The organism is Enterobacter pseudoroggenkampii, from assembly GCF_026420145.1.
Lineage (GTDB): Bacteria > Pseudomonadota > Gammaproteobacteria > Enterobacterales > Enterobacteriaceae > Enterobacter > Enterobacter pseudoroggenkampii.
Window position 1 is genome coordinate 48,724 of record NZ_JAPMLV010000003.1, and the last position, 25,928, is coordinate 74,651.

General features: G+C 58.0%; 24 protein-coding genes and 1 other annotated feature. Of the genes, 18 read left to right on the plus strand and 6 right to left on the minus strand.

Translation table 11 applies throughout. The annotated features are described in order from the left end of the window. Positions 1-9: 9 nt before the first annotated feature. A complete protein-coding gene (gene gyrB / locus OTG14_RS15820; protein WP_208763370.1) occupies positions 10-2,421 on the plus strand; it encodes a DNA topoisomerase (ATP-hydrolyzing) subunit B in 2,412 nt (803 codons plus the stop codon). A 33-nt stretch (positions 2,422-2,454) separates the two neighbouring features. Here the strand turns inward: gyrB and OTG14_RS15825 are convergent, their stop codons facing one another. Then, entirely contained in the window at positions 2,455-3,390 is a 936-nt protein-coding gene (locus tag OTG14_RS15825; protein ID WP_157188395.1) for a LysR family transcriptional regulator, read from the minus strand. Between the two features lie 110 nt (positions 3,391-3,500). On the opposite strand from OTG14_RS15825, the gene OTG14_RS15830 reads away from it, so the two are divergent. The 8 genes from OTG14_RS15830 (at position 3,501) to OTG14_RS15865 (ending at position 11,682) form a co-directional block, all read left to right on the plus strand. Further along, positions 3,501-4,526: a zinc-dependent alcohol dehydrogenase family protein gene (locus tag OTG14_RS15830; protein ID WP_267215346.1), complete on the plus strand. Its 1,026-nt coding sequence runs from the start codon at positions 3,501-3,503 to the stop codon at positions 4,524-4,526. Positions 4,527-4,640: 114 nt separating this feature from the next. Beyond that, positions 4,641-5,453, plus strand: coding sequence for a sugar-phosphatase (yidA, locus tag OTG14_RS15835; RefSeq protein WP_023309809.1), 813 nt, complete (start codon positions 4,641-4,643; stop codon positions 5,451-5,453). A 226-nt stretch (positions 5,454-5,679) separates the two neighbouring features. After that, a complete protein-coding gene (gene dgoR / locus OTG14_RS15840; protein ID WP_003861109.1) occupies positions 5,680-6,369 on the plus strand; it encodes a D-galactonate utilization transcriptional regulator DgoR in 690 nt (229 codons plus the stop codon). After that, positions 6,366-7,244 carry a 2-dehydro-3-deoxygalactonokinase gene (locus OTG14_RS15845; protein WP_267215347.1) on the plus strand — a complete coding sequence of 293 codons (879 nt, stop codon included), beginning with the start codon at positions 6,366-6,368 and terminating at the stop codon, positions 7,242-7,244. The genes dgoR and OTG14_RS15845 overlap by 4 nt, the downstream gene beginning before the upstream one ends. Then, complete coding sequence (locus tag OTG14_RS15850; protein ID WP_267215348.1) at positions 7,228-7,845, plus strand: 2-dehydro-3-deoxy-6-phosphogalactonate aldolase; 618 nt, start codon at positions 7,228-7,230, stop codon at positions 7,843-7,845. Before OTG14_RS15845 ends, OTG14_RS15850 begins: the two co-directional genes overlap by 17 nt. Next, entirely contained in the window at positions 7,842-8,990 is a 1,149-nt protein-coding gene (gene dgoD, locus OTG14_RS15855) for a galactonate dehydratase (protein WP_024907394.1), read from the plus strand. The genes OTG14_RS15850 and dgoD overlap by 4 nt, the downstream gene beginning before the upstream one ends. A 73-nt stretch (positions 8,991-9,063) precedes the next feature. Further along, the gene (locus OTG14_RS15860) at positions 9,064-10,401 is read left to right on the plus strand and encodes an MFS transporter (protein WP_080350511.1); all 1,338 of its coding nucleotides are present in this window, start codon (positions 9,064-9,066) and stop codon (positions 10,399-10,401) included. 51 nt (positions 10,402-10,452) lie between these two features. After that, positions 10,453-11,682 carry a YidR family protein gene (locus tag OTG14_RS15865; RefSeq protein WP_267215349.1) on the plus strand — a complete coding sequence of 410 codons (1,230 nt, stop codon included), beginning with the start codon at positions 10,453-10,455 and terminating at the stop codon, positions 11,680-11,682. Here OTG14_RS15865 and OTG14_RS15870 read toward each other — a convergent pair. Continuing rightward, entirely contained in the window at positions 11,679-12,011 is a 333-nt protein-coding gene (locus tag OTG14_RS15870) for a YceK/YidQ family lipoprotein (RefSeq protein WP_024907391.1), read from the minus strand. The two genes, OTG14_RS15865 and OTG14_RS15870, sit on opposite strands and share 4 nt — an antisense overlap. A 249-nt stretch (positions 12,012-12,260) precedes the next feature. Continuing rightward, positions 12,261-12,332, plus strand: a sequence feature (ROSE (Repression Of Heat Shock gene Expression) occurs in the 5'-region of heat shock genes and acts as an RNA thermometer to modulate expression.). Between OTG14_RS15870 and ibpA the strand changes: the two genes are divergently transcribed. The 3 genes from ibpA to OTG14_RS15885 all read left to right on the plus strand — a co-directional run bounded on the left by ibpA (position 12,326) and on the right by OTG14_RS15885 (position 15,128). Next, positions 12,326-12,736 (plus strand): small heat shock chaperone IbpA, encoded by a 411-nt coding sequence (gene ibpA, locus OTG14_RS15875; protein ID WP_008500162.1) that lies wholly within the window; start codon positions 12,326-12,328, stop codon positions 12,734-12,736. It overlaps the preceding feature by 7 nt. 136 nt (positions 12,737-12,872) lie before the next feature. Beyond that, positions 12,873-13,301, plus strand: coding sequence for a small heat shock chaperone IbpB (gene ibpB / locus OTG14_RS15880; protein WP_267215350.1), 429 nt, complete (start codon positions 12,873-12,875; stop codon positions 13,299-13,301). A 165-nt stretch (positions 13,302-13,466) separates the two neighbouring features. Further along, positions 13,467-15,128, plus strand: coding sequence for a putative transporter (locus tag OTG14_RS15885; RefSeq protein WP_148769890.1), 1,662 nt, complete (start codon positions 13,467-13,469; stop codon positions 15,126-15,128). On the opposite strand, the gene OTG14_RS15890 is transcribed toward OTG14_RS15885, so the two are convergent. Next, a complete protein-coding gene (locus tag OTG14_RS15890; protein ID WP_024907387.1) occupies positions 15,096-15,842 on the minus strand; it encodes a GntR family transcriptional regulator in 747 nt (248 codons plus the stop codon). The genes OTG14_RS15885 and OTG14_RS15890 overlap by 33 nt on opposite strands. 221 nt (positions 15,843-16,063) lie before the next feature. Between OTG14_RS15890 and OTG14_RS15895 the strand changes: the two genes are divergently transcribed. From OTG14_RS15895 to OTG14_RS15910, 4 genes are all read left to right on the plus strand, one after another. Next, entirely contained in the window at positions 16,064-17,686 is a 1,623-nt protein-coding gene (locus OTG14_RS15895; RefSeq protein WP_024907386.1) for an alpha-glucoside-specific PTS transporter subunit IIBC, read from the plus strand. Continuing rightward, positions 17,683-19,005, plus strand: a complete 1,323-nt coding sequence (locus tag OTG14_RS15900; RefSeq protein ID WP_248273193.1) for a 6-phospho-alpha-glucosidase — start codon at positions 17,683-17,685, stop codon at positions 19,003-19,005. Before OTG14_RS15895 ends, OTG14_RS15900 begins: the two co-directional genes overlap by 4 nt. Before the next feature lie 92 nt (positions 19,006-19,097). Next, complete coding sequence (locus OTG14_RS15905) at positions 19,098-19,445, plus strand: YidH family protein (protein ID WP_024907384.1); 348 nt, start codon at positions 19,098-19,100, stop codon at positions 19,443-19,445. Then, positions 19,435-19,782, plus strand: coding sequence for a DUF202 domain-containing protein (locus OTG14_RS15910; RefSeq protein ID WP_248273194.1), 348 nt, complete (start codon positions 19,435-19,437; stop codon positions 19,780-19,782). Before OTG14_RS15905 ends, OTG14_RS15910 begins: the two co-directional genes overlap by 11 nt. A gap of 35 nt (positions 19,783-19,817) precedes the next feature. Here OTG14_RS15910 and dsdA read toward each other — a convergent pair whose 3' ends face one another. Next, complete coding sequence (dsdA, locus tag OTG14_RS15915; protein ID WP_248273195.1) at positions 19,818-21,104, minus strand: D-serine ammonia-lyase; 1,287 nt, start codon at positions 21,102-21,104, stop codon at positions 19,818-19,820. A gap of 17 nt (positions 21,105-21,121) precedes the next feature. Beyond that, the gene (dsdX, locus tag OTG14_RS15920; protein WP_148769886.1) at positions 21,122-22,459 is read right to left on the minus strand and encodes a D-serine transporter DsdX; all 1,338 of its coding nucleotides are present in this window, start codon (positions 22,457-22,459) and stop codon (positions 21,122-21,124) included. Positions 22,460-22,663: 204 nt separating this feature from the next. On the opposite strand from dsdX, the gene dsdC reads away from it, so the two are divergent. Both dsdC and OTG14_RS15930 read left to right on the plus strand, forming a co-directional pair. Further along, positions 22,664-23,590 (plus strand): DNA-binding transcriptional regulator DsdC, encoded by a 927-nt coding sequence (gene dsdC, locus OTG14_RS15925; RefSeq protein WP_024907380.1) that lies wholly within the window; start codon positions 22,664-22,666, stop codon positions 23,588-23,590. An 84-nt stretch (positions 23,591-23,674) separates the two neighbouring features. Beyond that, positions 23,675-24,763, plus strand: a complete 1,089-nt coding sequence (locus OTG14_RS15930; protein ID WP_267215351.1) for a cellulase family glycosylhydrolase — start codon at positions 23,675-23,677, stop codon at positions 24,761-24,763. Here the strand turns inward: OTG14_RS15930 and emrD are convergent. Next, the gene (emrD, locus tag OTG14_RS15935) at positions 24,666-25,850 is read right to left on the minus strand and encodes a multidrug efflux MFS transporter EmrD (RefSeq protein ID WP_032648550.1); all 1,185 of its coding nucleotides are present in this window, start codon (positions 25,848-25,850) and stop codon (positions 24,666-24,668) included. The genes OTG14_RS15930 and emrD overlap by 98 nt on opposite strands. Between the last annotated feature and the right edge of the window lie 78 nt (positions 25,851-25,928).

The window sequence follows — 25,928 nt, forward strand, 5'->3', positions numbered from 1 at the left end:
GAAACGTTGATGTCGAATTCTTATGACTCCTCCAGTATCAAAGTCCTGAAAGGGCTGGATGCGGTGCGTAAGCGCCCGGGTATGTATATCGGCGACACGGATGACGGCACCGGTCTGCACCACATGGTATTCGAGGTGGTAGATAACGCTATCGACGAAGCGCTCGCGGGTCACTGTAAAGACATCGTGGTCACCATCCATGCGGATAACTCCGTCTCCGTCACCGATGACGGTCGTGGCATCCCAACCGGTATTCACCCTGAAGAGGGCGTCTCTGCGGCGGAAGTGATCATGACCGTCCTGCACGCAGGCGGTAAGTTCGACGATAACTCCTATAAAGTTTCCGGCGGCCTGCACGGCGTAGGTGTTTCGGTAGTAAACGCCCTGTCGCAGAAGCTGGAGCTGGTTATCCAGCGCGAAGGCAAAATCCACCGTCAGCTCTATACGCACGGCGTGCCGCAGGCACCGCTGGCCGTTACGGGCGACACCGACAAAACCGGTACCATGGTGCGTTTCTGGCCGAGCCTCGAAACCTTCACCAACGTCACCGAGTTCGAGTACGACATCCTGGCGAAACGCCTGCGTGAACTGTCGTTCCTGAACTCCGGCGTCTCGATTCGCCTGCGCGACAAGCGTGACAACAAAGAAGACCACTTCCACTACGAAGGCGGTATCAAGGCGTTCGTTGAGTATCTGAACAAGAACAAAACGCCTATTCACCCGAATATCTTCTACTTCTCCACCGAAAAAGACGGTATCGGCGTGGAAGTGGCGCTGCAGTGGAACGACGGTTTCCAGGAAAACATCTACTGCTTCACCAACAACATTCCACAGCGTGACGGTGGTACTCACCTTGCAGGCTTCCGTGCGGCGATGACCCGTACCCTGAACGCTTACATGGACAAAGAAGGCTACAGCAAGAAAGCGAAAGTCAGCGCCACCGGTGACGATGCCCGTGAAGGCCTGATTGCCGTTGTCTCCGTGAAGGTGCCGGATCCGAAGTTCTCCTCACAGACCAAAGACAAGCTGGTCTCTTCTGAGGTGAAATCGGCGGTTGAGCAGCAGATGAACGAACTGCTGAGCGAATACCTGCTGGAAAACCCGTCCGACGCGAAAATCGTGGTGGGCAAAATTATCGATGCGGCGCGTGCCCGTGAAGCGGCGCGTAAAGCCCGTGAAATGACCCGTCGTAAAGGCGCGCTGGACTTAGCCGGCCTGCCGGGCAAGCTGGCTGACTGCCAGGAACGCGACCCGGCGCTGTCCGAACTGTACCTCGTGGAAGGGGACTCCGCGGGCGGCTCTGCGAAGCAGGGCCGTAACCGTAAGAACCAGGCTATCCTGCCGCTGAAGGGTAAAATCCTCAACGTTGAGAAAGCCCGTTTCGACAAGATGCTCTCTTCTCAGGAAGTGGCGACGCTCATCACCGCGCTGGGCTGCGGCATTGGCCGTGACGAGTACAACCCGGATAAACTGCGCTACCACAGCATCATCATCATGACCGATGCGGACGTCGACGGCTCGCACATTCGTACGCTGCTGTTGACCTTCTTCTATCGTCAGATGCCTGAAATCGTTGAACGTGGCCACGTCTACATTGCCCAGCCGCCGCTGTACAAAGTGAAGAAAGGCAAGCAGGAACAGTACATCAAAGACGATGAAGCGATGGATCAGTACCAAATCGCAATTGCGCTTGATGGCGCGACCCTGCACGCAAACTCGCACGCCCCTGCGCTGGCCGGTGAGCCGCTGGAGCGTCTGGTGTCCGAGTTCAACGCCACGCAGAAAATGATCACGCGTATGGAACGCCGTTATCCGAAAACGCTGCTGAAGGAGCTGGTTTATCAGCCAACCCTGACCGAAGCCGATCTGAGCGACGAGCAGACCGTGACCCGCTGGGTGAACGCTCTGGTGACCGATCTGAACGAGAAAGAGCAGCACGGCAGCCAGTGGAAATGCGATGTTCAGCAGAACGCCGATAAGCAGTTCGAGCCTATTATTCGCGTGCGCACCCACGGCGTTGATACCGACTACCCGCTGGAGCACGAGTTTGTCACCGGTCCGGAATACCGTCGTATCTGCACGCTCGGCGAGACGCTGCGCGGCCTGATCGAAGACGATGCGTTCATCGAACGTGGCGAACGTCGTCAGCCGGTAGCCAGCTTCGAGCAGGCGCTGGACTGGCTGGTGAAAGAGTCCCGTCGTGGCCTCGCGATCCAGCGCTATAAAGGTCTGGGCGAAATGAACCCGGAGCAGCTGTGGGAAACCACCATGGATCCGGAAAGCCGCCGCATGCTGCGTGTCACTGTTAAAGACGCGATTGCTGCAGACCAGCTGTTCACCACCCTGATGGGTGATGCGGTTGAACCACGTCGTGCCTTCATCGAAGAGAACGCCCTGAAAGCGGCAAATATCGATATTTAATCGGTTTGAAACCGCACGATAACTGGCCGCGCTTTAGCGCGGCTTTTTTATGGGCGCAGGCATATCCAGCGACATTGCGGACGGTAAACGGCTCGCCAGCGTATCTATCGCAATTCTTACCCTCAGCGGCAGATGCGGCGTCTGCTGCCACACCGCATGAACGTCGAAATGCACGTCCGGTGCCTGCTTCAGGAGCGGGACGAGTTTACCCTGGTGAATATCTTTAACGACCATCCAGCAGGGCAGCCATGCAATGCCGTGTCCGGCCAGCGCAGCGTCGCAGATCGCCTGCAAATCATCCATATTAAGTGATGACCGGGGAGTAAAGGTGTGCGACGTTCCTTCGTTATCCATCAGTTGCCAGGACAGCACTCTGCCTGCGCGCAGATAGTTAATCGCCGTATGCTGGGGTAAATCAGCTACGCTTTGCGGTTGGCCTTTCTTCTGCAGATAATCCGGCGCGGCGCATAGCACCATGCGGTGTTCTCCCAGCCTTCTGGCGACCAGCACGCTGCTGTCCTGAAGCGTGCCGTTACGCACCGCCATATCAAACCCTTCCTCGACGAGATCCACCACCCGGTCACTGAATGACATTTCCAGTTCAAGCCCGGGGTGTTCCTGCGCCAGCGCTATCAGCAGCGGGGCGACGCACTGGCGACCAAACAGCACCGGCATGGCAACGCGCAGGCGGCCACTGACCTGCTGTTTCCCTGTTTCAAGCAGCGATTCCGCGCCCCGAATCTCCTCCAGCGCGCGCAGGCAGCGTTCATAAAAAAGGGCGCCGTTATCGGTCAGCCTCTGGCTACGGGTGGTGCGGTGAAAAAGACGTACCCCCAGCCGCTCTTCAAGGCGAGCGATGCTTTTCCCTACCGCCGAGCGTGACAAATGCAGGCGAATTGCGGCCTGAGCGAAACTTCCCGCCTCAACGGCGGCCACAAAAACAGGAATATCCTTCAGCGTATCGGTCATGGATTGTATCGATTATGGCGTCAATAAAGAGAAAACTTATCGCCACTGGTGACCTTTAGTCAACGGTAGACTGTCAGGACTAAAACTCATCTGATGGCAGGAGAAATAAAATGACAGAGACAATGCAACGCTGGTCCATGGACGCCCTCGGGCGCGAGAACCTCAAGCTGACTCAGGCACCCGTTCCACAGCCCGGCCCGGGTGAAGTGCGCGTGCGGGTGAATGCCGTTGCGCTCAACTATCGCGATAAAATGGTTGTTGAAGGCACAATGCCAATCCCACTTTCCTTCCCGTTTACCCCGGCGTCTGACATGGCGGGCGTCGTAGACAGCGTGGGTGAAGGCGTCACGCGCTTCCAGCCCGGCGCTCGCGTTATCTCAACCTTCTTCCCGGAGTGGATCGACGGTAAACCGCAGGCGGACGCGCGCAATTTGCCCTATAAAACGTCCGGTGGATACTTCCAGGGGATGCTGGCCGAGTATGTGATTGTGAAGGAAGACGCGCTGGTGGCCTCCCCGGAGACCCTGGATGACGCCGAGGCCAGTACCTTACCCTGCGCAGGGCTTACCGCCTGGTTTGCGCTGGTGGAACGCGGACAGCTGCGCGCCGGGCAATCGGTGCTGGTGCAGGGCACGGGCGGGGTGGCGATTTTCGCCCTGCAAATTGCAAAAGCGCACGGCGCAGAGGTATTTGTCACCTCGGGGAGCGATGAAAAGCTGGCGCTGGCCAAAAAACTGGGGGCCAGCCAGGGCATCAACCGCCTGAAAGGCGACTGGGCTGAAAATACGCTGGCGCTTACGCAGGATCGCGGCATCGACCATATTATTGAAACCGTGGGGGGAGAGAACCTGAAGCACTCCCTGCGCGCCGTTGCCATTCACGGGCGTATCTCCGTTATTGGCGTGCTGGCCGGGACGGAGATAACCCTCTCTGCTGGCGAGCTGTTGCTGAAATCCCCCGTCATTCAGGGGATCGGCGTGGGACACCGCCGGGCGCTGGAAGATTTCGTCCGCGCTGTTAATGTCACCAGACTGAAACCCGTGATTGAGCATCGCTACCGTTTTAACGAGCTTGAACAGGCGTTTGAACATCTCGATCGCGGCGCGTTCGGTAAAATCGTTCTCACCCGCGAGTAGGTCTTTGTTCCCCGGGATAAGCGTAAAAGGGGGCTTTTGTTGCGCAATGTAGCTCTATTTTTGTGTGCTTAATCGCGTTAGCATGAGGCAGCACTCATTTATCCCGGGGAACTCATGGCTATCAAACTTATTGCAATCGATATGGACGGCACGCTGTTGCTGCCAGACCACACTATCTCTCCAGCCGTTAAGAACGCGATCGCTGCGGCACGCGCAAAGGGCGTGAATGTGGTCCTGACCACGGGGCGTCCGTATGCGGGCGTGCACAGCTACCTGAAAGAGCTGCACATGAATCAGCCTGGCGACTACTGCATCACCTATAACGGCGCGCTGGTGCAGAAAGCCGCGGATGGCAGTACGGTTGCGCAAACCGCGTTGAGCTACGATGACTATCTGTTCCTGGAAAAACTGTCCCGTGAAGTGGGCTCCCACTTCCACGCCCTCGATCGCAATACGCTTTACACCGCCAACCGTGATATCAGCTACTACACGGTGCATGAATCCTACGTTGCGACCATTCCGCTGGTGTTCTGTGAAGCGGAGAAAATGGACCCTGCCACCCAGTTCCTGAAAGTGATGATGATCGACGAGCCGGAGATCCTGGATAAAGCGATTGCGCGTATTCCGGCAGAGGTAAAAGAGAAGTACACCGTGCTGAAAAGTGCGCCGTACTTCCTCGAAATCCTTGATAAACGCGTCAACAAAGGCACCGGTGTGAAATCGCTCGCTGATGCGCTGGGGATTAAACAGGAAGAGATCATGGCGCTGGGCGACCAGGAAAACGACATCGCGATGATTGAATTCGCGGGCATGGGCGTGGCGATGGATAACGCCATTCCGTCGGTGAAAGAAGTGGCCAACTTCGTGACCAAATCCAACCTGGAAGACGGCGTTGCCTACGCGATCGAGAAGTTTGTGCTGCAGTAACGCTTATTTCTAATCATCGGCCTCGGTTATCAACCGGGGCTTTTTTTTGCGCTGAATTTATCGAATTGTTCTTTTTGTGATCTTTATTGTAGTACAACATTTATTGATTGTACTACATTGTCACCACGGAAAAGACGAACTCCCTCACGTTTGTACTGCAAAAGTGAGGTGAAATTCAGCGGTCGCGGTAAAGTAGTGATGGACATACAGAGCACAAGGACTCTCCATGACTCTCAATAAAACCGATCGTATCGTCATTACGCTGGGCACCCAGATTGTGGGTGGCAAATACGTTCCCGGTTCGCCGCTGCCTGCAGAGGCCGAACTGTGTGAGGAGTTTGAAACCTCGCGCAACATCATCCGGGAAGTCTTCCGCTCGCTGATGGCGAAGCGGCTGATTGAAATGAAGCGCTATCGCGGCGCGTTTGTTGCCCCGCGCAACCAGTGGAACTACCTCGATACTGACGTACTGCAGTGGGTGCTGGAAAACGATTACGACCCAAGGCTTATCGGTGCGATGAGCGAAGTCCGAAACCTGGTTGAACCGGCCATCGCCCGCTGGGCGGCGGAGCGCGCAACCTCTGGCGATTTGGCGCAGATTGAGTCGGCTTTAAACGACATGATCGCCAATAACCAGAACCGGGAGGCGTTTAACGAGGCGGATATCCGCTACCACGAAGCGGTGCTGCAGTCGGTGCATAACCCGGTATTACAGCAGCTTAGCGTGGCGATCAGCTCGCTACAGCGAGCAGTATTTGAACGTACCTGGATGGGCGATGAGGCCAACATGCCGAAAACGCTCCAGGAACATAAAGCGCTGTTCGATGCGATACGGCATCAGGACGGCGATGCGGCAGAGCAGGCGGCGCTTACCATGATTGCCAGCTCGACACGAAGGCTGAAGGAAATCACATGACATCTCGCTACATCGCAATTGACTGGGGATCGACCAATCTGCGCGCCTGGCTGTACCAGGGCGAACATTGCCTGGAGAGCAGGCAATCAGAAGCAGGCGTGACGCGCCTGAACGGTAAATCCCCCGAGGCGGTGTTAGCAGAGGTCACACAAAACTGGCGCGACAGCGCCACGCCGGTGGTCATGGCGGGAATGGTCGGCAGCAACGTTGGCTGGAAGATAGCGCCTTATCTACCGGTTCCCGCCCATTTCTCCGCGATTGGCGATCAGTTAACGTCCGTTGGCGACAATATCTGGATAATTCCCGGTTTGTGCATCTCTCGCGGGGATAACCACAACGTGATGCGCGGCGAAGAGACGCAGCTGCTTGGCGCGCGCACGCTTTCTCCTTCTTCTGTCTACGTCATGCCCGGAACGCACTGCAAGTGGGTCCAGGCCGACGCTGAGCAAATCCACGATTTTCGCACCGTGATGACCGGCGAGCTGCACCATTTGCTGCTCAATCATTCACTGGTGGGAGCCGGTTTGCCGGAGCAGGAAGCCTCGTCAGAGGCGTTTGCTGCCGGGCTTGAACGTGGGATCGCTTCTCCTGATGTTTTGCCGCAGCTTTTTGAGGTTCGCGCCTCGCACGTGCTGGGAAATCTCCCGCGCGAGCAGGTCAGCGAATTTCTCTCCGGCCTGCTGATTGGCGCAGAGGTCGCCAGCATGCGTGATTTCGTCGCGCACGAGCAGGCCATCACCCTTGTCGCTGGCACATCGCTAACGTCGCGCTATGAGCAGGCGTTTCGCGCCGTTGGACGTAACGTTTCAACGGTATCCGGCGACACGGCATTTCAGGCAGGAATAAGGAGCATCGCTCATGCAGTGGCAAACTGATCTTCCCCTTATCGCGATTTTGCGCGGCATCACGCCCGACGAGGCGTTAGCCCACGTCGGCGCGGTTATCGACGCCGGGTTCGACGCGGTGGAAATCCCGCTTAACTCTCCGGAGTGGGAAAAAAGCATTCCGGCCGTGGTGGAGGCCTTCGGCGATAGGGCGCTGATTGGCGCAGGCACCGTGTTACGGGCTGAGCAGGTAGATCGGCTGGCAAAGATGGGCTGTAAGCTTATCGTCACGCCCAACATTCAGCCTGAGGTGATCCGCCGCGCGGTGGGTTACGGCATGACCGTCTGCCCTGGATGCGCCACCGCCACGGAAGCCTTTACTGCTCTGGATGCGGGCGCACAGTCGCTCAAAATTTTCCCGTCATCGGCTTTTGGACCGGACTACATCAAAGCGCTGAAAGCGGTATTACCCGCCAGCGTGCCGGTCTTTGCCGTGGGCGGCGTAACGCCAGAAAACCTGGGCCAGTGGATGAGCGCGGGCTGTGTGGGCGCGGGGCTGGGCAGCGATCTGTATCGCGCCGGTCAGTTCGTGGAACGTACCGCACAGCAGGCGGCAGCATTTGTGAAAGCGTATCGAGAGGCAGTGAAATGAAAATAACCAAACTCACCACGTACCGTTTACCCCCGCGCTGGATGTTCCTGAAAATCGAAACCGATGAAGGGGTTGTGGGCTGGGGCGAACCGGTGATTGAAGGGCGTGCGCGCACCGTTGAAGCCGCGGTGCACGAGCTGGGGGAATACCTGATTGGCCAGGATCCGGCTCGCATCAACGACCTGTGGCAGGTGATGTACCGCGCGGGCTTCTACCGCGGGGGGCCGATCCTGATGAGCGCCATCGCCGGTATCGACCAGGCGCTGTGGGATATCAAAGGCAAAGTGCTGAACGCGCCGGTCTGGCAGCTGATGGGCGGCCTGGTGCGCGACAAAATTAAAGCCTACAGCTGGGTCGGCGGCGACCGTCCTGCGGAAGTGATCGACGGCATCACGCAACTGCGCAACATCGGTTTTGACACCTTCAAACTCAACGGCTGCGAAGAGATGGGCGTTATCGACAACTCGCGCGCGGTGGATCGCGCGGTGAATACTGTCGCGCAAATCCGTGAAGCCTTCGGCAACGAGATCGAATTTGGCCTGGACTTTCATGGCCGCGTTAGCGCGCCGATGGCCAAAGTGCTGATCAAAGAGCTGGAGCCGTATCGTCCGCTGTTTATCGAAGAGCCGGTGCTGGCCGAACAGGCCGAGTACTATCCGAAACTGGCTGAACAGACGCACATTCCCATCGCGGCGGGTGAACGCATGTTCTCGCGCTTCGAGTTTAAACGCGTGCTGGAAGCGGGCGGCATTGCCATCCTGCAGCCGGACCTCTCTCACGCGGGCGGCATCACCGAATGCTACAAAATCGCCGGGATGGCCGAAGCTTACGATGTGGCGCTGGCCCCGCATTGCCCGCTTGGCCCGATCGCGCTGGCTGCCTGTCTTCACGTCGACTTTGTCTCCCGCAACGCGGTGTTCCAGGAGCAGAGCATGGGGATTCACTATAACAAGGGCGCGGAACTGCTCGATTTTGTGAAAAATAAAGAAGACTTCAGCATGGAAGGCGGTTTCTTTAAACCGTTAACGAAGCCGGGCCTTGGCGTTGAGATTGATGAAGCCAAAGTCATTGAGCTGAGTAAACATGCGCCGGACTGGCGTAATCCACTGTGGCGTCATGAAGACGGTTCCGTAGCCGAGTGGTAACTCTCCGGCTGGCGCTTCGCCACCGGGCAAAAATCGTTAATACAAAAATATAACCCTCTGTAAATTACAGGGCATGGTGAGCGGCTTCGCTATGCCCAAAATCTGGAGACAGATTGCGATGGATATTCCAGTTACCGCTACAAAAACCGGGCGTCGCCGCTACCTGACGCTGATTATGATCTTTATTACCGTGGTCATTTGCTATGTCGACCGCGCCAACCTTGCCGTGGCATCGGCCCATATTCAGGAAGAGTTTGGCATCACCAAAGCGGAAATGGGTTACGTCTTCTCGGCGTTTGCCTGGCTGTATACGCTCTGCCAGATCCCGGGCGGCTGGTTCCTTGACCGCGTGGGTTCACGTTTGACCTACTTTATCGCCATTTTCGGCTGGTCCGTGGCGACACTTTTCCAGGGCTTCGCGACCGGGCTGATGTCGCTGATTGGCCTGCGCGCCATCACCGGGGTTTTCGAAGCGCCCGCGTTTCCCACCAATAACCGCATGGTGACCAGCTGGTTCCCGGAACACGAGCGCGCTTCCGCCGTTGGCTTTTACACCTCCGGGCAGTTTGTTGGTCTGGCGTTCCTGACGCCGCTGCTGATCTGGATCCAGGAGCTGCTGAGCTGGCACTGGGTGTTCATCGTCACAGGGGGGATTGGCATTATCTGGTCGCTGATCTGGTTCAAGGTCTACCAGCCGCCGCGGCTGACCAAAAGCATCACCAAAGCCGAGCTGGACTACATCCGCGACGGGGGTGGCCTGGTGGACGGTGATGCGCCGGTGAAAAAAGAGGCGCGCCAGCCGCTGACCAAAGCGGACTGGAAGCTGGTCTTCCACCGTAAGCTGGTGGGCGTTTATCTGGGCCAGTTCGCGGTGACCTCCACGCTGTGGTTCTTCCTGACCTGGTTCCCGAACTATCTGACTCAGGAAAAGGGCATCACGGCGCTGAAGGCGGGCTTTATGACCACCGTGCCGTTCCTCGCGGCGTTTTTCGGCGTACTGCTCTCCGGCTGGCTGGCCGATAAGCTGGTGAAAAAAGGCTATTCGCTGGGTGTGGCGCGTAAAACGCCGATTATCTGCGGCTTGCTGATCTCCACCTGCATCATGGGCGCCAACTACACCAACGATCCGGTGTGGATTATGGCCCTGATGGCAGTGGCGTTCTTCGGTAACGGTTTCGCCTCTATCACCTGGTCGCTGGTGTCGTCTCTCGCGCCGATGCGGCTGATTGGCCTGACCGGCGGCGTGTTCAACTTTGTCGGCGGGCTTGGCGGGATCACCGTACCGCTGGTCATCGGCTACCTGGCGCAGGACTACGGCTTCGGCCCGGCGCTGGTGTACATCTCCGCCGTGGCGCTGATCGGTGCGCTCTCCTACATCCTGCTGGTGGGTGATGTGAAACGAGTAGGCTAATCCCTGCGGATGTTTTACCCTGATGCACTCACCGTGCATCAGGGTATCCTCATGAAACAAATCACCTTCGCTTCCCGCAACCACCAGCTGACCAACATCAATACCTGGACGCCGGACAGCCAGTGGCTGGTCTATGACGTGCGCCCGTCCGGTGCATCGTTCACCGGTGAAACCATCGAGCGGGTCAACGTCGGTACGGGCGAGGTCGACGTGGTTTATCGCGCCACCGATGGCGCGCACGTTGGCGTGGTGACCGTTCATCCCGCGCAGGAGAAATACGTCTTTATCCACGGCCCGAGAAACCCGGATGCAGACTGGCACTACGATTTTCATCATCGTCAGGGAGTCATTGCCTGTAACGGTCAGGTGAGCAATCTTGACGCGATGGATATCACTGCGCCCTACACCGCAGGCGCGCTGCGCGGCGGCAGCCATGTGCACGTCTTCAGCCCGAACGGTCAGCTCGTCAGCTTCACCTATAACGACCACGTGCTGCACGAGCGCGATTCGAAGCTCGATTTACGCAACGTCGGCGTGGCTGCGCCTTACGGCCCTGTGAACCCGCAGGGGAACCATCCCCGTGAGTATCCGGGAACCTTCTGGAGCGTGCTGGTCAGCCGCACGACGCCCAACCCGCAGCCGGGCAGCGACGAGATTAACCGCGCCTATGAAGAGGGCTGGGTAGGCAACACCAGGCTGGCGTTTATCGGCGATACCCTCTCTGCGCAGGGCGAAAAAGTCCCGGAATTGTTTATCGTCGACCTGCCGGAAGACGAGCAGGGCTGGAAGCGTGCGGGCGATGCGCCGCTGCAGGGCACCGAAGAGACCCTGCCAGCCCCGCCAGCAGGGGTAATGCAGCGTCGTCTGACCTTTACGCATCAGAGGGCTTATCCGGGCCTGGTGAACGTGCCGCGCCACTGGGTTCGCAGCAACCCGCAGGGGACGCAGATCGCGTTTCTGATGCGCGACGATAACGGCATTGTGCAGCTGTGGCTGATCTCGCCTGAGGACGGTGAGCCTCGGCAGCTGACGCGTAACGGGAGCGATATTCAGTCTGCGTTTAACTGGCATCCGGCGGGTGACCGACTGGGATTTGTGCTCGAAAACCGGATCGCCTGCTGCGACGCGCAGACTGGAGAGGTGACGTTTTTGACGTCCGATCACGGCAATCCGCCGTCTGCTGATGCCGTCGTGTTTTCCCCGGACGGGCACTTTATTGCGTGGATGGAAGAGACAGGGGGTTTCCGTCAACTTTGGTTAACGGAAACCGCGCAGAACTAACGTGGAGGCATCTCTGCGGGCGGGATAACGGCGTTTGTCGCCAGATTCTCCTGCTCGCTTTTTTCTACCCGTGAGCGCACGGAGTTGTCCTTACGAAACATATCCCACGGCAGCAAAAGCGTATCCGCCACAGCCGTAAACGGCATATCCAGGATAACCAGGGATTTGGTGCCCCAGTTTGTATCGTCATCGGAGATCATCGCCGCGCTGGCGCGCGTCCCCGGATATGTTCCTTCTTTACCGCCGGTGTGAGACATCACGCTCGAACACCCGCAAAGTAAAACTACCCCGCTGAACGTCGTCAGCTTTATCAGAACATTTTTCATCATCACTCAGTCATCGTTAATGGCACTGCATAGACCTGCAACTCAGGGTTATAGCGAGCCTTAACCAAAATGGATAGCCCGATAACCCCGCACTGTGGCAGCCATCGCAATTTAACCCTTTGTGCTGTTGTCCCAGTCTAAGCGAGATGCAGGAAAGTGCAAAAAAAAGTGCAGTCGTCGCGCTTGAAAAGCCCGGTTGCAGACCCATTTTAAGAATACGACCCGATAACGAACTCGCCTGATGGGTGTTCGGGGGGCGCAAAGGCCTGTCCATGGTGGAAGGCTTAATTTTCTCGCTGATTTCAGGAGTTTTATTTATGCGTAACTTCGATCTTTCTCCGCTATACCGTTCTGCAATTGGTTTTGACCGCCTGTTTAACCATTTAGAAAATAACCAAAGCCAGAGCAACGGCTACCCTCCATACAATGTTGAGCTGGTTGACGAAAACCACTACCGCATCGCCATTGCCGTCGCCGGTTTTGCAGAAAACGAACTGGAGATCACCGCGCAGGACAACCTGCTGGTGGTGAAAGGTTCCCATACGGCCGAGCAGAAAGAGCGTACCTACCTTTACCAGGGCATCGCTGAGCGCAACTTTGAACGCAAGTTCCAGTTAGCCGAGAACATTCACGTGAAAGGCGCGAACCTGGTCAACGGCCTGCTGTTTATCGAACTGGAACGCGTGATTCCGGAAGAGAAAAAACCGCGTCGTATCGAAATTAACTAATTATGCGGGTCGCGCGAGCGGCCCACCCAGACTTGCTTGCCGTAACGGGAGCATATGCGAATCCATCCGGATTTGCAGGAACAACTGCGCACAAAATTAAACTGTGCCGAACTCGCTTCTCAGAAGGAGATTTAGTATGCGTAACTATGATTTATCCCCCTTACTTCGTCAGTGGATTGGTTTTGACAAACTGGCTAATGCCCTGCAAAACACCGCTGAGCAACAGACGTTTCCGCCGTACAACATCGAAAAAAGCGACGATAACCACTATCGCATCACCCTGGCGCTGGCCGGCTTCCGTCAGGAGGATCTGGATATCCAGCTCGAAGGCACGTGTCTGACCGTGAAAGGTACGCCGGAGAAACAAGAGACCGAGACCAAATGGCTGCATCAGGGGCTGGTTAATCAGCCGTTTAGCCTGAGCTTTACTCTGGCAGACCATATGGACGTCTCCGGCGCAACGTTTACCAACGGGCTGCTGCATATTGACCTGACCCGTAACGTACCGGAAGCCATCGCGCCACAGCGTATCGCCATTAGCGACCGGCCGGCGTTAAACAGTTAACAGTGTGCGGGTTGATGCCCTCACCCCGGCCCTCTCCCACAGGGAGAGGGTGAAAAGATAAAGCCCTGCCCCGGCAGGGCTTTTTTGTGCGCCATCGCCCATACAACCGCCCGCGGCTCTGAGAGAATCCTTAGCATAACTAAGGTTATGCCAAGGAAGTGGATCATGAGTGATATCGCGTTAACCGTCAGCGTGTTGGCCCTGGTCGCTGTTGTTGGCCTGTGGATAGGGAATATCAAAATCCGCGGCGTCGGGTTTGGGATCGGCGGGGTGCTGTTTGGCGGCATTTTTGTCGGCCACTTTGCCGACCAGCTCGGGCTGGTGCTGAGCGCCGAGATGCTCCACTTTACTCAGGAGTTCGGCCTGATCCTCTTCGTCTATACCATCGGGATTCAGGTGGGGCCGGGGTTTTTCGCCTCACTTCGGGTTTCCGGATTGCGGCTCAACCTGTTTGCCCTCGGCATTGTGGTGATGGGCGGGCTGGTCACCGCCATTCTGCATAAAATCTTTGCTATCCCGCTGCCCGTGGTGCTGGGCATTTTCTCCGGAGCGGTCACCAACACGCCCGCGCTCGGTGCCGGACAGCAAATCCTGCGCGATTTGGGCATCGAACCCGGCATCGTCGACCAGATGGGGATGAGCTACGCCATGGCCTATCCGTTTGGCATTTGCGGCATTCTGCTCTCCATGTGGCTGGTCCGCGTCCTGTTTCGCATTAACGTTGATAAAGAGGCGAAAGACCACGAAACCACGCTCACCAACGGCCATATGCCGATTAAAACCATCAACATTCGGGTTGATAACCCCAACCTGAACAATATGGCGATTCAGGACGTACCGATCCTGAACAGCGCCAATATCATCTGCTCGCGCCTTAAGCGCGACGATATGCTGATGGTGCCCGCGCCTGGCACCATCATTCAGCAGGGCGATCTGCTGCATCTGGTCGGCCAGCCCGGCGATTTAAACAACGCGCGGCTGGTGATTGGTCAGGAAGTGGATACCTCTCTCTCAACCCGTGGCACCGATATGCGCGTGGAACGCGTTGTGGTGACTAACGAGCATGTTCTTGGCAAAAAAATACGCGATCTGCAGGTAAAAGAACGCTATGACGTGGTGATCTCCCGCCTCAACCGTGCGGGCGTTGAACTGGTCGCCAGCCCGGAGGCCAGCCTGCAGTTCGGGGATATCCTCAACCTGGTTGGGCGACCGTCGTCCATCGACGCCGTGGCGGATATGGTGGGTAACGCCCAGCAAAAACTGCAGCAGGTGCAGATGCTGCCGGTGTTCATCGGTATCGGGCTTGGCGTACTCCTTGGCTCGATCCCGCTGTACGTGCCGGGCTTCCCGGTGGCGCTCAAGCTGGGCCTGGCGGGCGGGCCGCTGATTATGGCGCTGATCCTCGGGCGTATCGGCTGCATCGGTAAGCTCTACTGGTTTATGCCGCCGAGCGCCAACCTGGCGCTGCGCGAGCTGGGCATCGTGCTGTTCCTGGCGGTGGTCGGGCTGAAGTCCGGCGGGGATTTTGTCGATACCCTGGTCAAAGGGGAAGGGATGAGCTGGGTCGGCTACGGCATCTTTATCACGGCGATTCCGTTGCTGACGGTGGGCATACTGGCGCGGATGTTCGCCAAAATGAACTACCTGACGCTGTGCGGCATGCTGGCGGGCTCCATGACCGATCCGCCCGCGCTGGCCTTTGCCAACAACCTGCACGCCACCAGCGGCGCGGCCGCGCTCTCCTATGCCACCGTCTACCCGCTGGTGATGTTCCTGCGCATCATTACGCCGCAGCTACTGGCGGTGCTGTTCTGGGGGATGGGCTAGCAGGTCGTCCGGGTGGATGCGCCGCAGATGGTAGTCCACCTGGTAATCGCTGGTATTTCGGAACATCACGGAATAATTGAGGAACTCGCCGCTGTCGCTGTAGGAGAGGGACGTAATGCGCAGCAGCGGCGTCTGTTCCGGCAGGTTCATATAACCGGCCAGCGTTTTATCTGCCAGCACCGGCGTCAGGCTCTCGTAGTTCCCGCTGATGGTAATCCCGCACTCCTTCTCGATGTAATCAAACTTAGACCCCTCAAGATGCGCCAGCGACAGATTGCGGAACAGCTTCACCGGCATAAAGCTGTCCTCCAGCATCAGCGGTTTACCATCCACGTAGCGCACCCGTCGGGAAAAGTAGATCCGCTCATCCACCTGAATCCGCAGCTGGCTGGCGATGGCGGGTGGGGCGGGCATCACTTCGAACTGCAGCACCTTGCTCTGCACCTCTTTTCCCTGCTGGCGCAGCACCTCCACCAGCCCGGTCAGGTTGGTGGTTTCGTGGTGAACGTCTTTGCGCGACACAAACGTTCCGCTGCCGTGCCGCCGCTCAACCAGCCCCCAGCTTACCAGCAGATCCAGCGCCTTGCGGATGGTCATTCGCGCCACGCCGAACTCCTGCGCCAGCGCTTTTTCGCCGGGCAGCGGGCTGCCGATGTTGTAGTCCGACGAATTCAGCCGCAGCCGCAATCTGTCGGCAATAGATTTGTAGATCACTGGTAGACCTCTCTGCCCTTATCAGGGCGTGGATGGCGTCCTGACATGTCCATATTTACCGCAAAAAGTAGACCTGATTGGTCAAAATAAAACCATGAATGCGATCACGAATCGCAGCGGCACGCCATGTTCGCGCATCAGTAAGTTCTTATGCTCACTTCAGGCCAGCAAAAAACCATAAAGGCCTCTACCCCTACAGGTTGTTTCATGAGGATTTAAAAATGCTCAGTCAAATACAACGTTTTGGCGGTGCCATGTTTACCCCGGTGTTGCTGTTTCCGTTCGCCGGGATCGTGGTGGGAATCGCCATCATGCTTCGCAACCCGCTGTTTGTCGGCGAAGCCTTAACGGCCCCCGATCATCTTTTCGCGCAGATTGTTCACATCATTGAAGAGGGCGGCTGGGCGGTGTTTCGCAATATGCCGCTGATTTTTGCCGTCGGCCTGCCGATTGGCCTGGCGAAGCAGGCGCAGGGCCGCGCCTGCCTGGCGGTGCTGATTAGCTTCCTGACCTGGAACTACTTCATCAACGCGATGGGGATGACCTGGGGCCACTTCTTTGGCGTCGACTTCTCCGCCGAACCGACGGCGGGAAGCGGGCTGGCGATGATTGCCGGCATCAAAACGCTCGATACCAGCATCATCGGTGCCATCGTGATTTCAGGCATCGTCACCGCCATCCACAATCGCTATTTTGACAAGCCGCTGCCGGTATTTCTGGGGATTTTCCAGGGCAGCTCGTTTGTCGTTATCCTCGCATTCTTCGTCATGATCCCCTGCGCCTGGCTGACGCTGCTGGGCTGGCCGAAAGTGCAGATGGGCATTGAGTCTCTGCAGGCGTTCCTGCGCTCTGCCGGGGCGCTGGGCGTGTGGGTGTATACCTTCCTGGAACGTATTCTGATCCCAACCGGATTGCACCACTTCGTCTACGGTCCGTTCATCTTCGGCCCGGCGGCGGTTGAGGGTGGGATTCAGGTCTACTGGGCGCAGCACCTGCAGGAATTCAGCCAGAGCACCCTGCCGCTGAAAACTCTCTTCCCGGAAGGCGGCTTCGCCCTGCACGGTAACTCAAAAGTGTTTGGTTCGGTCGGGATTGCGCTGGCGATCTGGTACACCGCGTCGCCGGAAAACCGCGTCAAGGTCGCGGGGCTGCTGGTCCCGGCAACGCTCACCGCCGTGCTGGTGGGCATTACTGAACCGCTCGAATTCACCTTCCTGTTTATCTCGCCGCTGCTGTTTGCCGTTCACGCCGTGCTGGCGGCGACCATGGCGACGGTGATGTACACCTTTGGCGTGGTCGGGAACATGGGCGGCGGCCTGCTGGATCAGTTCCTGCCGCAAAACTGGATCCCGATGTTCCATAACCACGCCGCGACGGTCTTCACCCAGATCGGCATTGGCGTCTGCTTCACCGGAATTTACTTCGTGGTCTTCAAAACGCTGATTGCACGTCTGAACCTGAAAACGCCGGGCCGGGAGGAGAGCGAAATCAAGCTCTACAGCAAGGCCGACTATAAGGCGGCGCGTGGGCAAACCACAGCTCCGGCCGCGGCCAGCCAGCAGGTCGGGCAGGCCGCTGGATTCCTGCAGGCGCTGGGCGGTGCGGCCAACATCGAAAGCATCAACAACTGCGCCACCCGCCTGCGCATCGCCCTGGTCGATATGGCGAAAACGCAAAGCGATGACGTCTTCAAAGCCCTCGGCGCCCACGGCGTGGTGCGACGCGGCAATGGCATTCAGGTGATTGTCGGCCTGCACGTTCCTCAGGTGCGCGACCAGCTGGAATCGCTGATGAAAACCCCCTTAACGAATGAACAAACCACCCTGACAGAGGCTATATCATGAAAAAATTCTCAGTTGTCATTGCAGGCGGCGGCAGCACCTTTACGCCTGGTATCGTCCTGATGCTGTTAGCCAACCGTGACCGTTTCCCGCTGCGCGCCCTGAAGTTCTATGACAACGACGGCGTGCGTCAGGAGACCATCGCCGAAGCGTGCAAAATTATCCTTAAGGAACAGGCTCCGGAGATTGAGTTCAGCTACACCACCGACCCGAAAGCAGCCTTTAGCGATGTCGATTTCGTGATGGCACATATCCGCGTGGGTAAATACCCGATGCGCGAAAAAGATGAAAAAATCCCGCTGCGCCACGGCGTGCTGGGTCAGGAAACCTGCGGCCCGGGTGGGATTTCCTACGGCATGCGCTCTATCGGCGGCGTGCTGGAGCTGGTGGATTATATGGAGCAGTACTCTCCGAACGCGTGGATGCTGAACTACTCCAACCCGGCGGCGATTGTCGCGGAAGCCACGCGGCGCCTGCGTCCGAACGCCAAAATCCTCAACATCTGCGATATGCCGATCGGCATTGAAGGGCGCATGGCGCAGATCGTCGGCCTGAAGGACCGCAAAGAGATGCGCGTGCGCTACTACGGCCTGAACCACTTCGGCTGGTGGACGTCGATTGAAGATCTGAACGGCAACGATTTGATGCCGAAATTGCGCGAATACGTGGCGAAAAAGGGCTATGTTCCGCCTTCAGAAGATGCGCATACCGAAGCGAGCTGGAACGATACGTTCGCTAAAGCAAAAGACGTGCAGGCGCTGGATCCGGACACCATGCCGAACACCTACCTGAAGTATTACCTGTTCCCGGACTACGTGGTCGCGCATTCCAACCCGGAACGCACCCGCGCCAATGAGGTCATGGATCACCGTGAGAAGCACGTGTTCAGTTCCTGCCGGGCGATTATCGAGGCGGGAAAATCCTCTGCCGGTGAATTGGAAATCGACGAACATGCGTCGTACATCGTCGATCTGGCGACGGCAATCGCCTTCAACACCCAGGAGCGGATGCTGCTGATTGTGCCCAACAACGGGGCCATCCATAACTTCGATGCCGACGCGATGGTGGAGATCCCGTGCCTGGTGGGCCATAACGGGCCGGAGCCGCTCACGGTGGGCGATATTCCGCACTTCCAGAAAGGGCTGATGAGCCAGCAGGTGGCGGTGGAAAAACTGGTGGTGGATGCCTGGGAGCAGCGCTCGTACCAGAAACTCTGGCAGGCGATCACCCTGTCGAAAACCGTGCCGAGCGCGTCCGTCGCGAAGGCGATTCTGGATGACCTGATCGAGGCCAATAAGGATTACTGGCCAGAGCTGCACTGATCGTCCTGACCGGCATCGCCCGATGCCGGTCTCCTTGTCCTTGTCGATTTACGCTATGCTGAAGCCTGCCCGTAGCACGACAAGGAACCTTCATGAAAATTTCCCGCCTCGGCGAAGCGCCGGACTACCGCTTCTCGCTGGCTAATGAACGCACGTTTTTAGCGTGGATCCGCACCGCGCTGGGATTCCTTGCCGCCGGGGTGGGGCTCGATCAGCTCGCGCCCGATTTCGCCACGCCGCTGATCCGCGAGGTGCTGGCGCTGCTGCTGTGCCTGTTCGCGGGCGTGCTGGCGATTTACGGCTACCTGCGCTGGCTGCGCAATGAGAAGGCGATGCGTCTGAAGCAGGATCTGCCCTATACCCGCGGGCTGCTTATCATCAGCGCGATTCTGCTGGCGGTGGCGGGCGTAGTGATGGTGCTGGTGTTCTATGGCGGATAGCCGCAAAGCGCGACGCGAAGCGGACCCCGGCCTGCAGCCGGAGCGGACGTCACTCGCCTGGCTGCGCACGCTTCTGGGGTATGGCGCGCTGATTGCCCTGGCGATTAAGCACAACTGGCACCGCACCGGGGTGCCGTTCTGGATCTCGCTTGTCGTGCTGGCGCTGGTGGCGATTATTTTATGGCGCTATACCCGCAGTCGAAACCTGATGGACGTGGCGCAGAACGATTTTGTGCAGCCGAAGGCGGTGAGGGATAAGTTCCTGATTGCCCTGGCTGTACTTTCTCTCTCACTGCTGTTTGCGATGACTCACATTCAGCAAATTGTGAGCTTTTAAAGCCCGGTGGCGGCTACGCCTTACCGGGCCTACGGTTAACGGCCTTTTGCTAAATACTTCGCCATTTCGTCTTCCGGCACCATGCCGCCGCCGGTCGCCCATACCAGGTGGGTAACGCTGGCATCTGAAGGCACGCGCAGCGGCCCTGCCATGCCCGCCAGCGCGGACGGTTCCAGCCGAATGCCTTCCTCATGCGCCAGCCAGCCGAGCATGTCGTACATGCTCTGGTCGGAAAGCGTATAGAACCCGTCAAGCAGGCGCTCCATCGCGCGGCCCACGAAGCCGGACGCGCGCCCTACCGCCAGACCGTCCGCCGCCGTAACGTTATCAATGCCCAGATCCTGCACCGCAATCTCATCGTGCAGGCCGGTGTAGACGCCCAGCAGCATGCACGGGGAGTGCGTCGGCTCCGCGAAGAAGCAGTGGACGTTATCGCCAAAGGCCAGCTTCAGGCCAAACGCCACGCCGCCGGGGCCGCCGCCGACGCCGCACGGCAGATAGACGAACAGCGGATGATCCGCATCCACCACGCGGCCCTGTGCGGCAAACTGCGCCTTCAGTCGCTCGCCTGCCACCGCGTAGCCCAGGAACAGGGTGCGGGAGTTTTCATCGTCAATGAAGAAACAGTTCGGATCGCTTTCTGCCGCCTTGCGTCCCTGCTCCACCGCCACGCCGTAATCCTGCTCATATTCCACGACGATGACGCCGTGGCTGCGCAGTTTGGCTTTCTTCCACTCGCGGGCGTCGGCGGACATATGCACCGTCACCTTAAAGCCGATGCGGGCGCTCATAATGCCGATGGACATCCCGAGGTTGCCGGTTGAGCCTACCGCAATGCTGTACTGGCTGAAGAATTCCTTATAGCGCGTCTCCAGCAGAACGCTGTAGTCGTCTTCAACGCTCAGCAATCCGGCTTCCAGCGCCAGTTTTTCCGCGTGGGTCAGCACCTCATAGATACCGCCGCGCGCTTTAATCGAGCCGGAAATCGGTAGATGGCTGTCTTTTTTCAGCAGCAGGGTGCCGGGAATAGACTTAGCAGATTCTTTCTCCAGCCGCGCCTGCATTGCCGGGATCGCGACCAGCTCGGATTCGATAATCCCGCCCGTGGCGGCCGTCTCCGGGAAGGCTTTCGCCAGATACGGCGCGAAGCGTTTCAGGCGAGCGTGCGCGTCGTCCACGTCGGCTTTAGTCAGCCCGACATAGGGCAGTCCTTCCGCCAGCGTGGTGGTACGCGGGTTAAGCCAGGTGGTTTCTTTCAGGGCAATCAGATCCTCAACCAGAGGAAACTGTGCGGTTAAAGTAGTGATAGTTGCGTTTTCCATAATACGTCTCTTCGCGCTCAGATAATGAAGGAAAGCAGGAATGTGCCGCCAAGTGCAAGCACCGAGGCGATAAACGTCGCCGTCGTATAGTATTTGAAGGTCTCATTCAGGGTCGCGCCGCAGTACTGTTTCACCAGCCAGAAGAGGGAATCGGTCACGATCGTGCAGCCAATGGCGCCGGAACCGATGGCAATGGTGATGATCTCAGGGCTGACGTTCGGGTAGAGCGGCAGCATCGGCGCGACTATCGCCGTCGCCCCCATCATCGCGACCGTGGCGGAGCCGACGGCGGCATGCAGCACCAGCGCCACCAGCCAGGCAAGCAGGATAGGATGCATGTGCAGGTTCGAGAGAATATGCGCCAGTGAGTCCGCCAGTCCGCTGGTTTTCAGGATGGCGTTGAACGCGCCGCCCGCGCCGATAATCAGCAAAATGTTGGCGATAGAGCCGAAGCCGTGCTCGGTGTGCGTCAGCATCGCGCCCATGCCCATGTGCTGGCGGATCCCCAGCAGGTAATAAGCGACAAACACGGCGATAAACATGGCGGTGATCGGGTTGCCGATAAACTCCAGCAGCGTATACAGCGTGCCTTCTTTTGCCATATTCAGCTCGGCGATGGTTTTCACCAGCATCAGGGCAATCGGCAGCAGCACCGTGAACAGCGTGGCGCCCAGCGACGGCAGGGTGTGCTCTTCCCGCACCTTCAGGTCTGAAAATTCCGCCGGAACCGGTTTAAACGGCAGACGATTGCCGAGCAGTTTCAGGAACAGCGGGCCACCGACCAGCGAGGCCATCAGGCCTACCATCAAACCGTAGACAATGACCGTCCCGACGTCCGCACCTAATTTATTGGTCACAAACAGGGCAGCAGGATGCGGCGGCACCACGCAGTGCACCGCCATCAGCGCGGTACAGAGCGGAATAGCCAGCTTGAGCAGCGACGTGTGGGTCTTTTTGGCGATGGAAAACGCCAGCGGGATGAGCAGTACTACGCCCACTTCCACGAACAGCGTGATACCGCAGATCAGGCCCACCAGCACCATAATCACGTCTGCTGACAGCCAGCGGCAGCGCTGCAGGGCGATCCCGATGCGCTCGGCCGCGCCGGAGACTTCCATCATCTTGCCGAGAATGGTGCCCAGACCGATCACCGCCGCCAGGAAGCCCAGCGTGCCGCCAATCCCGCTCTCAATGGCGTTCACCATATCCAGCGGGCTCATCCCCATCATCGCGCCGACGAAAAAGCTCGCCAGCAGCAGCGCGAGGAACGGGTGAAACTTCAGTTTTACGATGGTTAAAACAATCAACACAATGCTGACCAGCAGCGTTGCCACAACCCAGACCTGAGATCCCATATCTCACCTCACCCTTATGTCATCTGAGGGTATTGGACGAAAAAGCGGCGTGGGCTGACAAACGATATAAATTGGCGTTCAGGTGAGCCAGATTGGATCAACTGAGTGACTGCGCTCTAAAAAGCGCACTTAATTCGTATTAGGTTCACATTAATTCACCCTTAAACGGTATGCTGAGCGCAGAAACCACGCGTGAGAATTGTGATGACCGATGCAAATGAAGCCAGAAACCGGCTGTTAAACGGCTGGCAGCTGTCGAAAATGTACACCTTTGAAGTGGCCGCCCGGCATGAGTCCTTCGCTCTGGCGGCGGAGGAACTGTCGCTTAGCCCCAGCGCGGTGAGCCACCGCATCAACCTGCTGGAAGAAGAGCTGGGTATTCAGCTGTTCGTCCGCTCGCACCGTAAAGTTGAGCTGACGCAGGAGGGAAAGCGCGTCTACTGGACGCTAAAATCATCCCTCGACACCCTGAATCAGGAGATCCTGGATATCAAAAACCAGGCGCTGTCCGGTACGCTGACGGTCTACTCCCGGCCGTCGATCGCCCAGTGCTGGCTGGTACCCATGCTGGGTGATTTTACCCGTCGCTACCCGTCGATTTCGCTCACCATCCTGACCGGCAATGATTACGTCAATATGCAGCGAACGGGTATCGATCTGGCACTTTATTTCGATGATACGCCGCCTAACCATCTCTCTCATCACTTCCTGATGGACGAGGAAATTTTGCCCGTCTGTTCACCACAATATGCCCGTGAGCATGAACTATTGAAAAACCCCGATAATCTCAGCCACTGCACGCTGCTGCACGACCGTCAGGCCTGGAGCAATGATTCCGGTACGGATGAGTGGCTGAGCTGGGCGCAGCACTTTGCGGTGAATATGCCGCCATCGTCTGGCATTGGTTTCGATCGTTCTGATTTGGCGATTATTGCTGCCATCAACCACGTCGGCGTCGCGATGGGGAGAAAGCGGCTTGTGCAGAAACGGCTGGAACGAGGCGAGCTGATCGCCCCGTTTGGCGAAAAGACCCTGAAATGCCATCAGCACTACTATATTTCGACGCTTTCTGGCCGTCAGTGGCCGAAAATTGACGCCTTTATCGGCTGGCTGAGAGAACTGGCAGGCTGAAGAATTATTACGCTTTCGCTCTACACCAAATATGAAAAAGCGTGCTAAATACAGGTAATGCTTTCGATTTATCCAGGGTAAACCGTGTTAAAGCCTTTTATTGTCTCTGCATTACTGATCTCTTCCGGCTGGGCGATTGCCGCTGAGCCGCCGCTGACGGCTGCCCATTATGCGCAGCAGCTTGGCGTCGGGATGGATGTGGACTGGGCGCGCACCGAGCGCGGCATACGCGAATTCGACCCGCTGGTGGTTCGCGATTTTCGTGCAAAAGGCATTACTCACGTGCGCATCCGCGTGGCCGATGAGCCGACGGAAGCGCGGCTGATTCACCTGCGCAAGCTGGTGGAAGCCTGCGAGCAGTATGGCGTGATCCCGATAATCGCTTATCAGGCTGATGAATATAAAAACGACCCAAAAGCCGACAACGAAAAAGAGACGATCAACTGGTGGATTGCCGTTGCGCACTATTTCGGTCAGAGCTACCCGCTGCTGGGTTTTGATCTCATTTATGAGCCAGCCGACAAGCTTAACCACAACCTCGCGTCGCTAAACCGCGTGTATGAAAAAACCATTAAAGCGATCCACGATATGGACCCGCAGCGCATGATCTTTATTGCGCCGCGCCTGCGTGCCGCACCGGAGGATTTATCCAGCCTGAAGCTGCCTGCGCACAGCCAGAACTACCTGCTGGCGGAGTGGCATATTTTCCCGTGGGGGCCGCTGAAAAATAGCGGTAAATACCCGTGGACGTCCGGCACGGCGGCGGAGAAAGCGGCTATCCATAACCGCATCAACGCCGCGCTGCACTGGCAGCAAAAAACCGGGCACGTTAGCTGGGTCGGGGGCTGGGGCGTGGGAGAATCAAGCCGCTTTACGCCAACCGCTTCGCAGCTGGCCTTCGCCACCTTTATGGCCTGCGAGCTGCAAAAGGCGAAAATCCCGTATGCGCTTAACGCGGATTTCCAGTTTTACGACGGAGAAGAGGGCGCCTGGCGGCCAGCGCCAGAGCCGTTATTGCAGGCGATGATCGCCCCTGTCTGTGAAAAGCCCGGCGAGAAGCCGGGCCATCATGCGGTTAAACCGGCTGCTCGTGATGCGGGACACGCGACGCCAGCGGCAGCCAGCACAGTAAAATCAGAAGCCCCATCAGCGTCATCAGCAGGCCCAAACTAGCCTGCCCGGTCTGCGGCATCATCGCCGAGAGCCAGGCCAGCGCGCCGGAGCCGATATTCTGCAAGCCGCCCACCAGTGCGCCAGCCGTACCTGCAAGGAACGGGAACGGCTCCATCGCGCCGCTGGTGGCGAGCGGGAACAGCATCCCCGCGCCGAAGAAGAACAGCGCTGCCGGGATGAGCAGCGTCCAGACCGACATCACGTCAAACAGCCCCGGGATCCACATCATCAGACCCGCCAGCAGACAGCTGATCACCGACTGCCACATCAGGGTGGAGAAGCGCTTGTTTGGTCGCCCGGCAAACCACGCGCCGAAGAACGCCGCCGGGATCGGCAGAATAAACAGAATACTCACCACCATGCTGCTCAGGCCCAGCCCCGCGCCCAGCAGCACGCCGGAACAGGCTTCGAACACCGCAATGCCCGCCAGGCCGCCGATCAGCATCAGCAGATAGCAGGTAAACGCGCCGTTGCCAAACAGCGTTTTATAGCTGGTGATAAGCTTCGTGCGCGGCGCGTCCTGCGGGCGCGTTTCGGGCATCCAGCGCGCCATGCTGAAGGTGACAATCACGCAGAGCACCAGCAGGAAGGCGTAGCAGGCGCGCCAGGACCACATCGTATCCAGCAGGCCGCCAATCAGCGGGGCCAGCAGCGGGCTGACCAGAATACCCATATTCAACAGGCTGTTGGCATGGCGCAGCTGGGTACCCTGATACATATCGCGCGGTAAGGTACGAGCCATCACCCCCCCGACGCCGGTGCCGACGCCCTGCAGGGCGCTGGCGGCAATCAATACGGTCAGGCTGTGGGTGGTAATGGCAATTACCGTCGCCACCATGAAAATGCTCATGCCCACCAGGATCACCGGGCGACGCCCGACGCGGTCGGACAGCGGGCCATAGAAGAGCTGCGAAACGCCATAGGTCAGCAGATAGGCTGCCATTACGCTCTGTACTGCGCCCTCGCGGACGTTTAATTCCTTTGCCATGTCGGCAATCGCCGGAATGTAGATGGTTTGCGCCATCTGACCGACGGCCACCAGTAACACCAGCATCAACAATAAGTTAACGTTCCGTTGCTTTTTCATGTCGCTGAATACTTTTGCCAAAAGAGAAAAATGAAGAATAAGTGACTGCGCATTCCCATAAATGCGCGAGGAATCTAC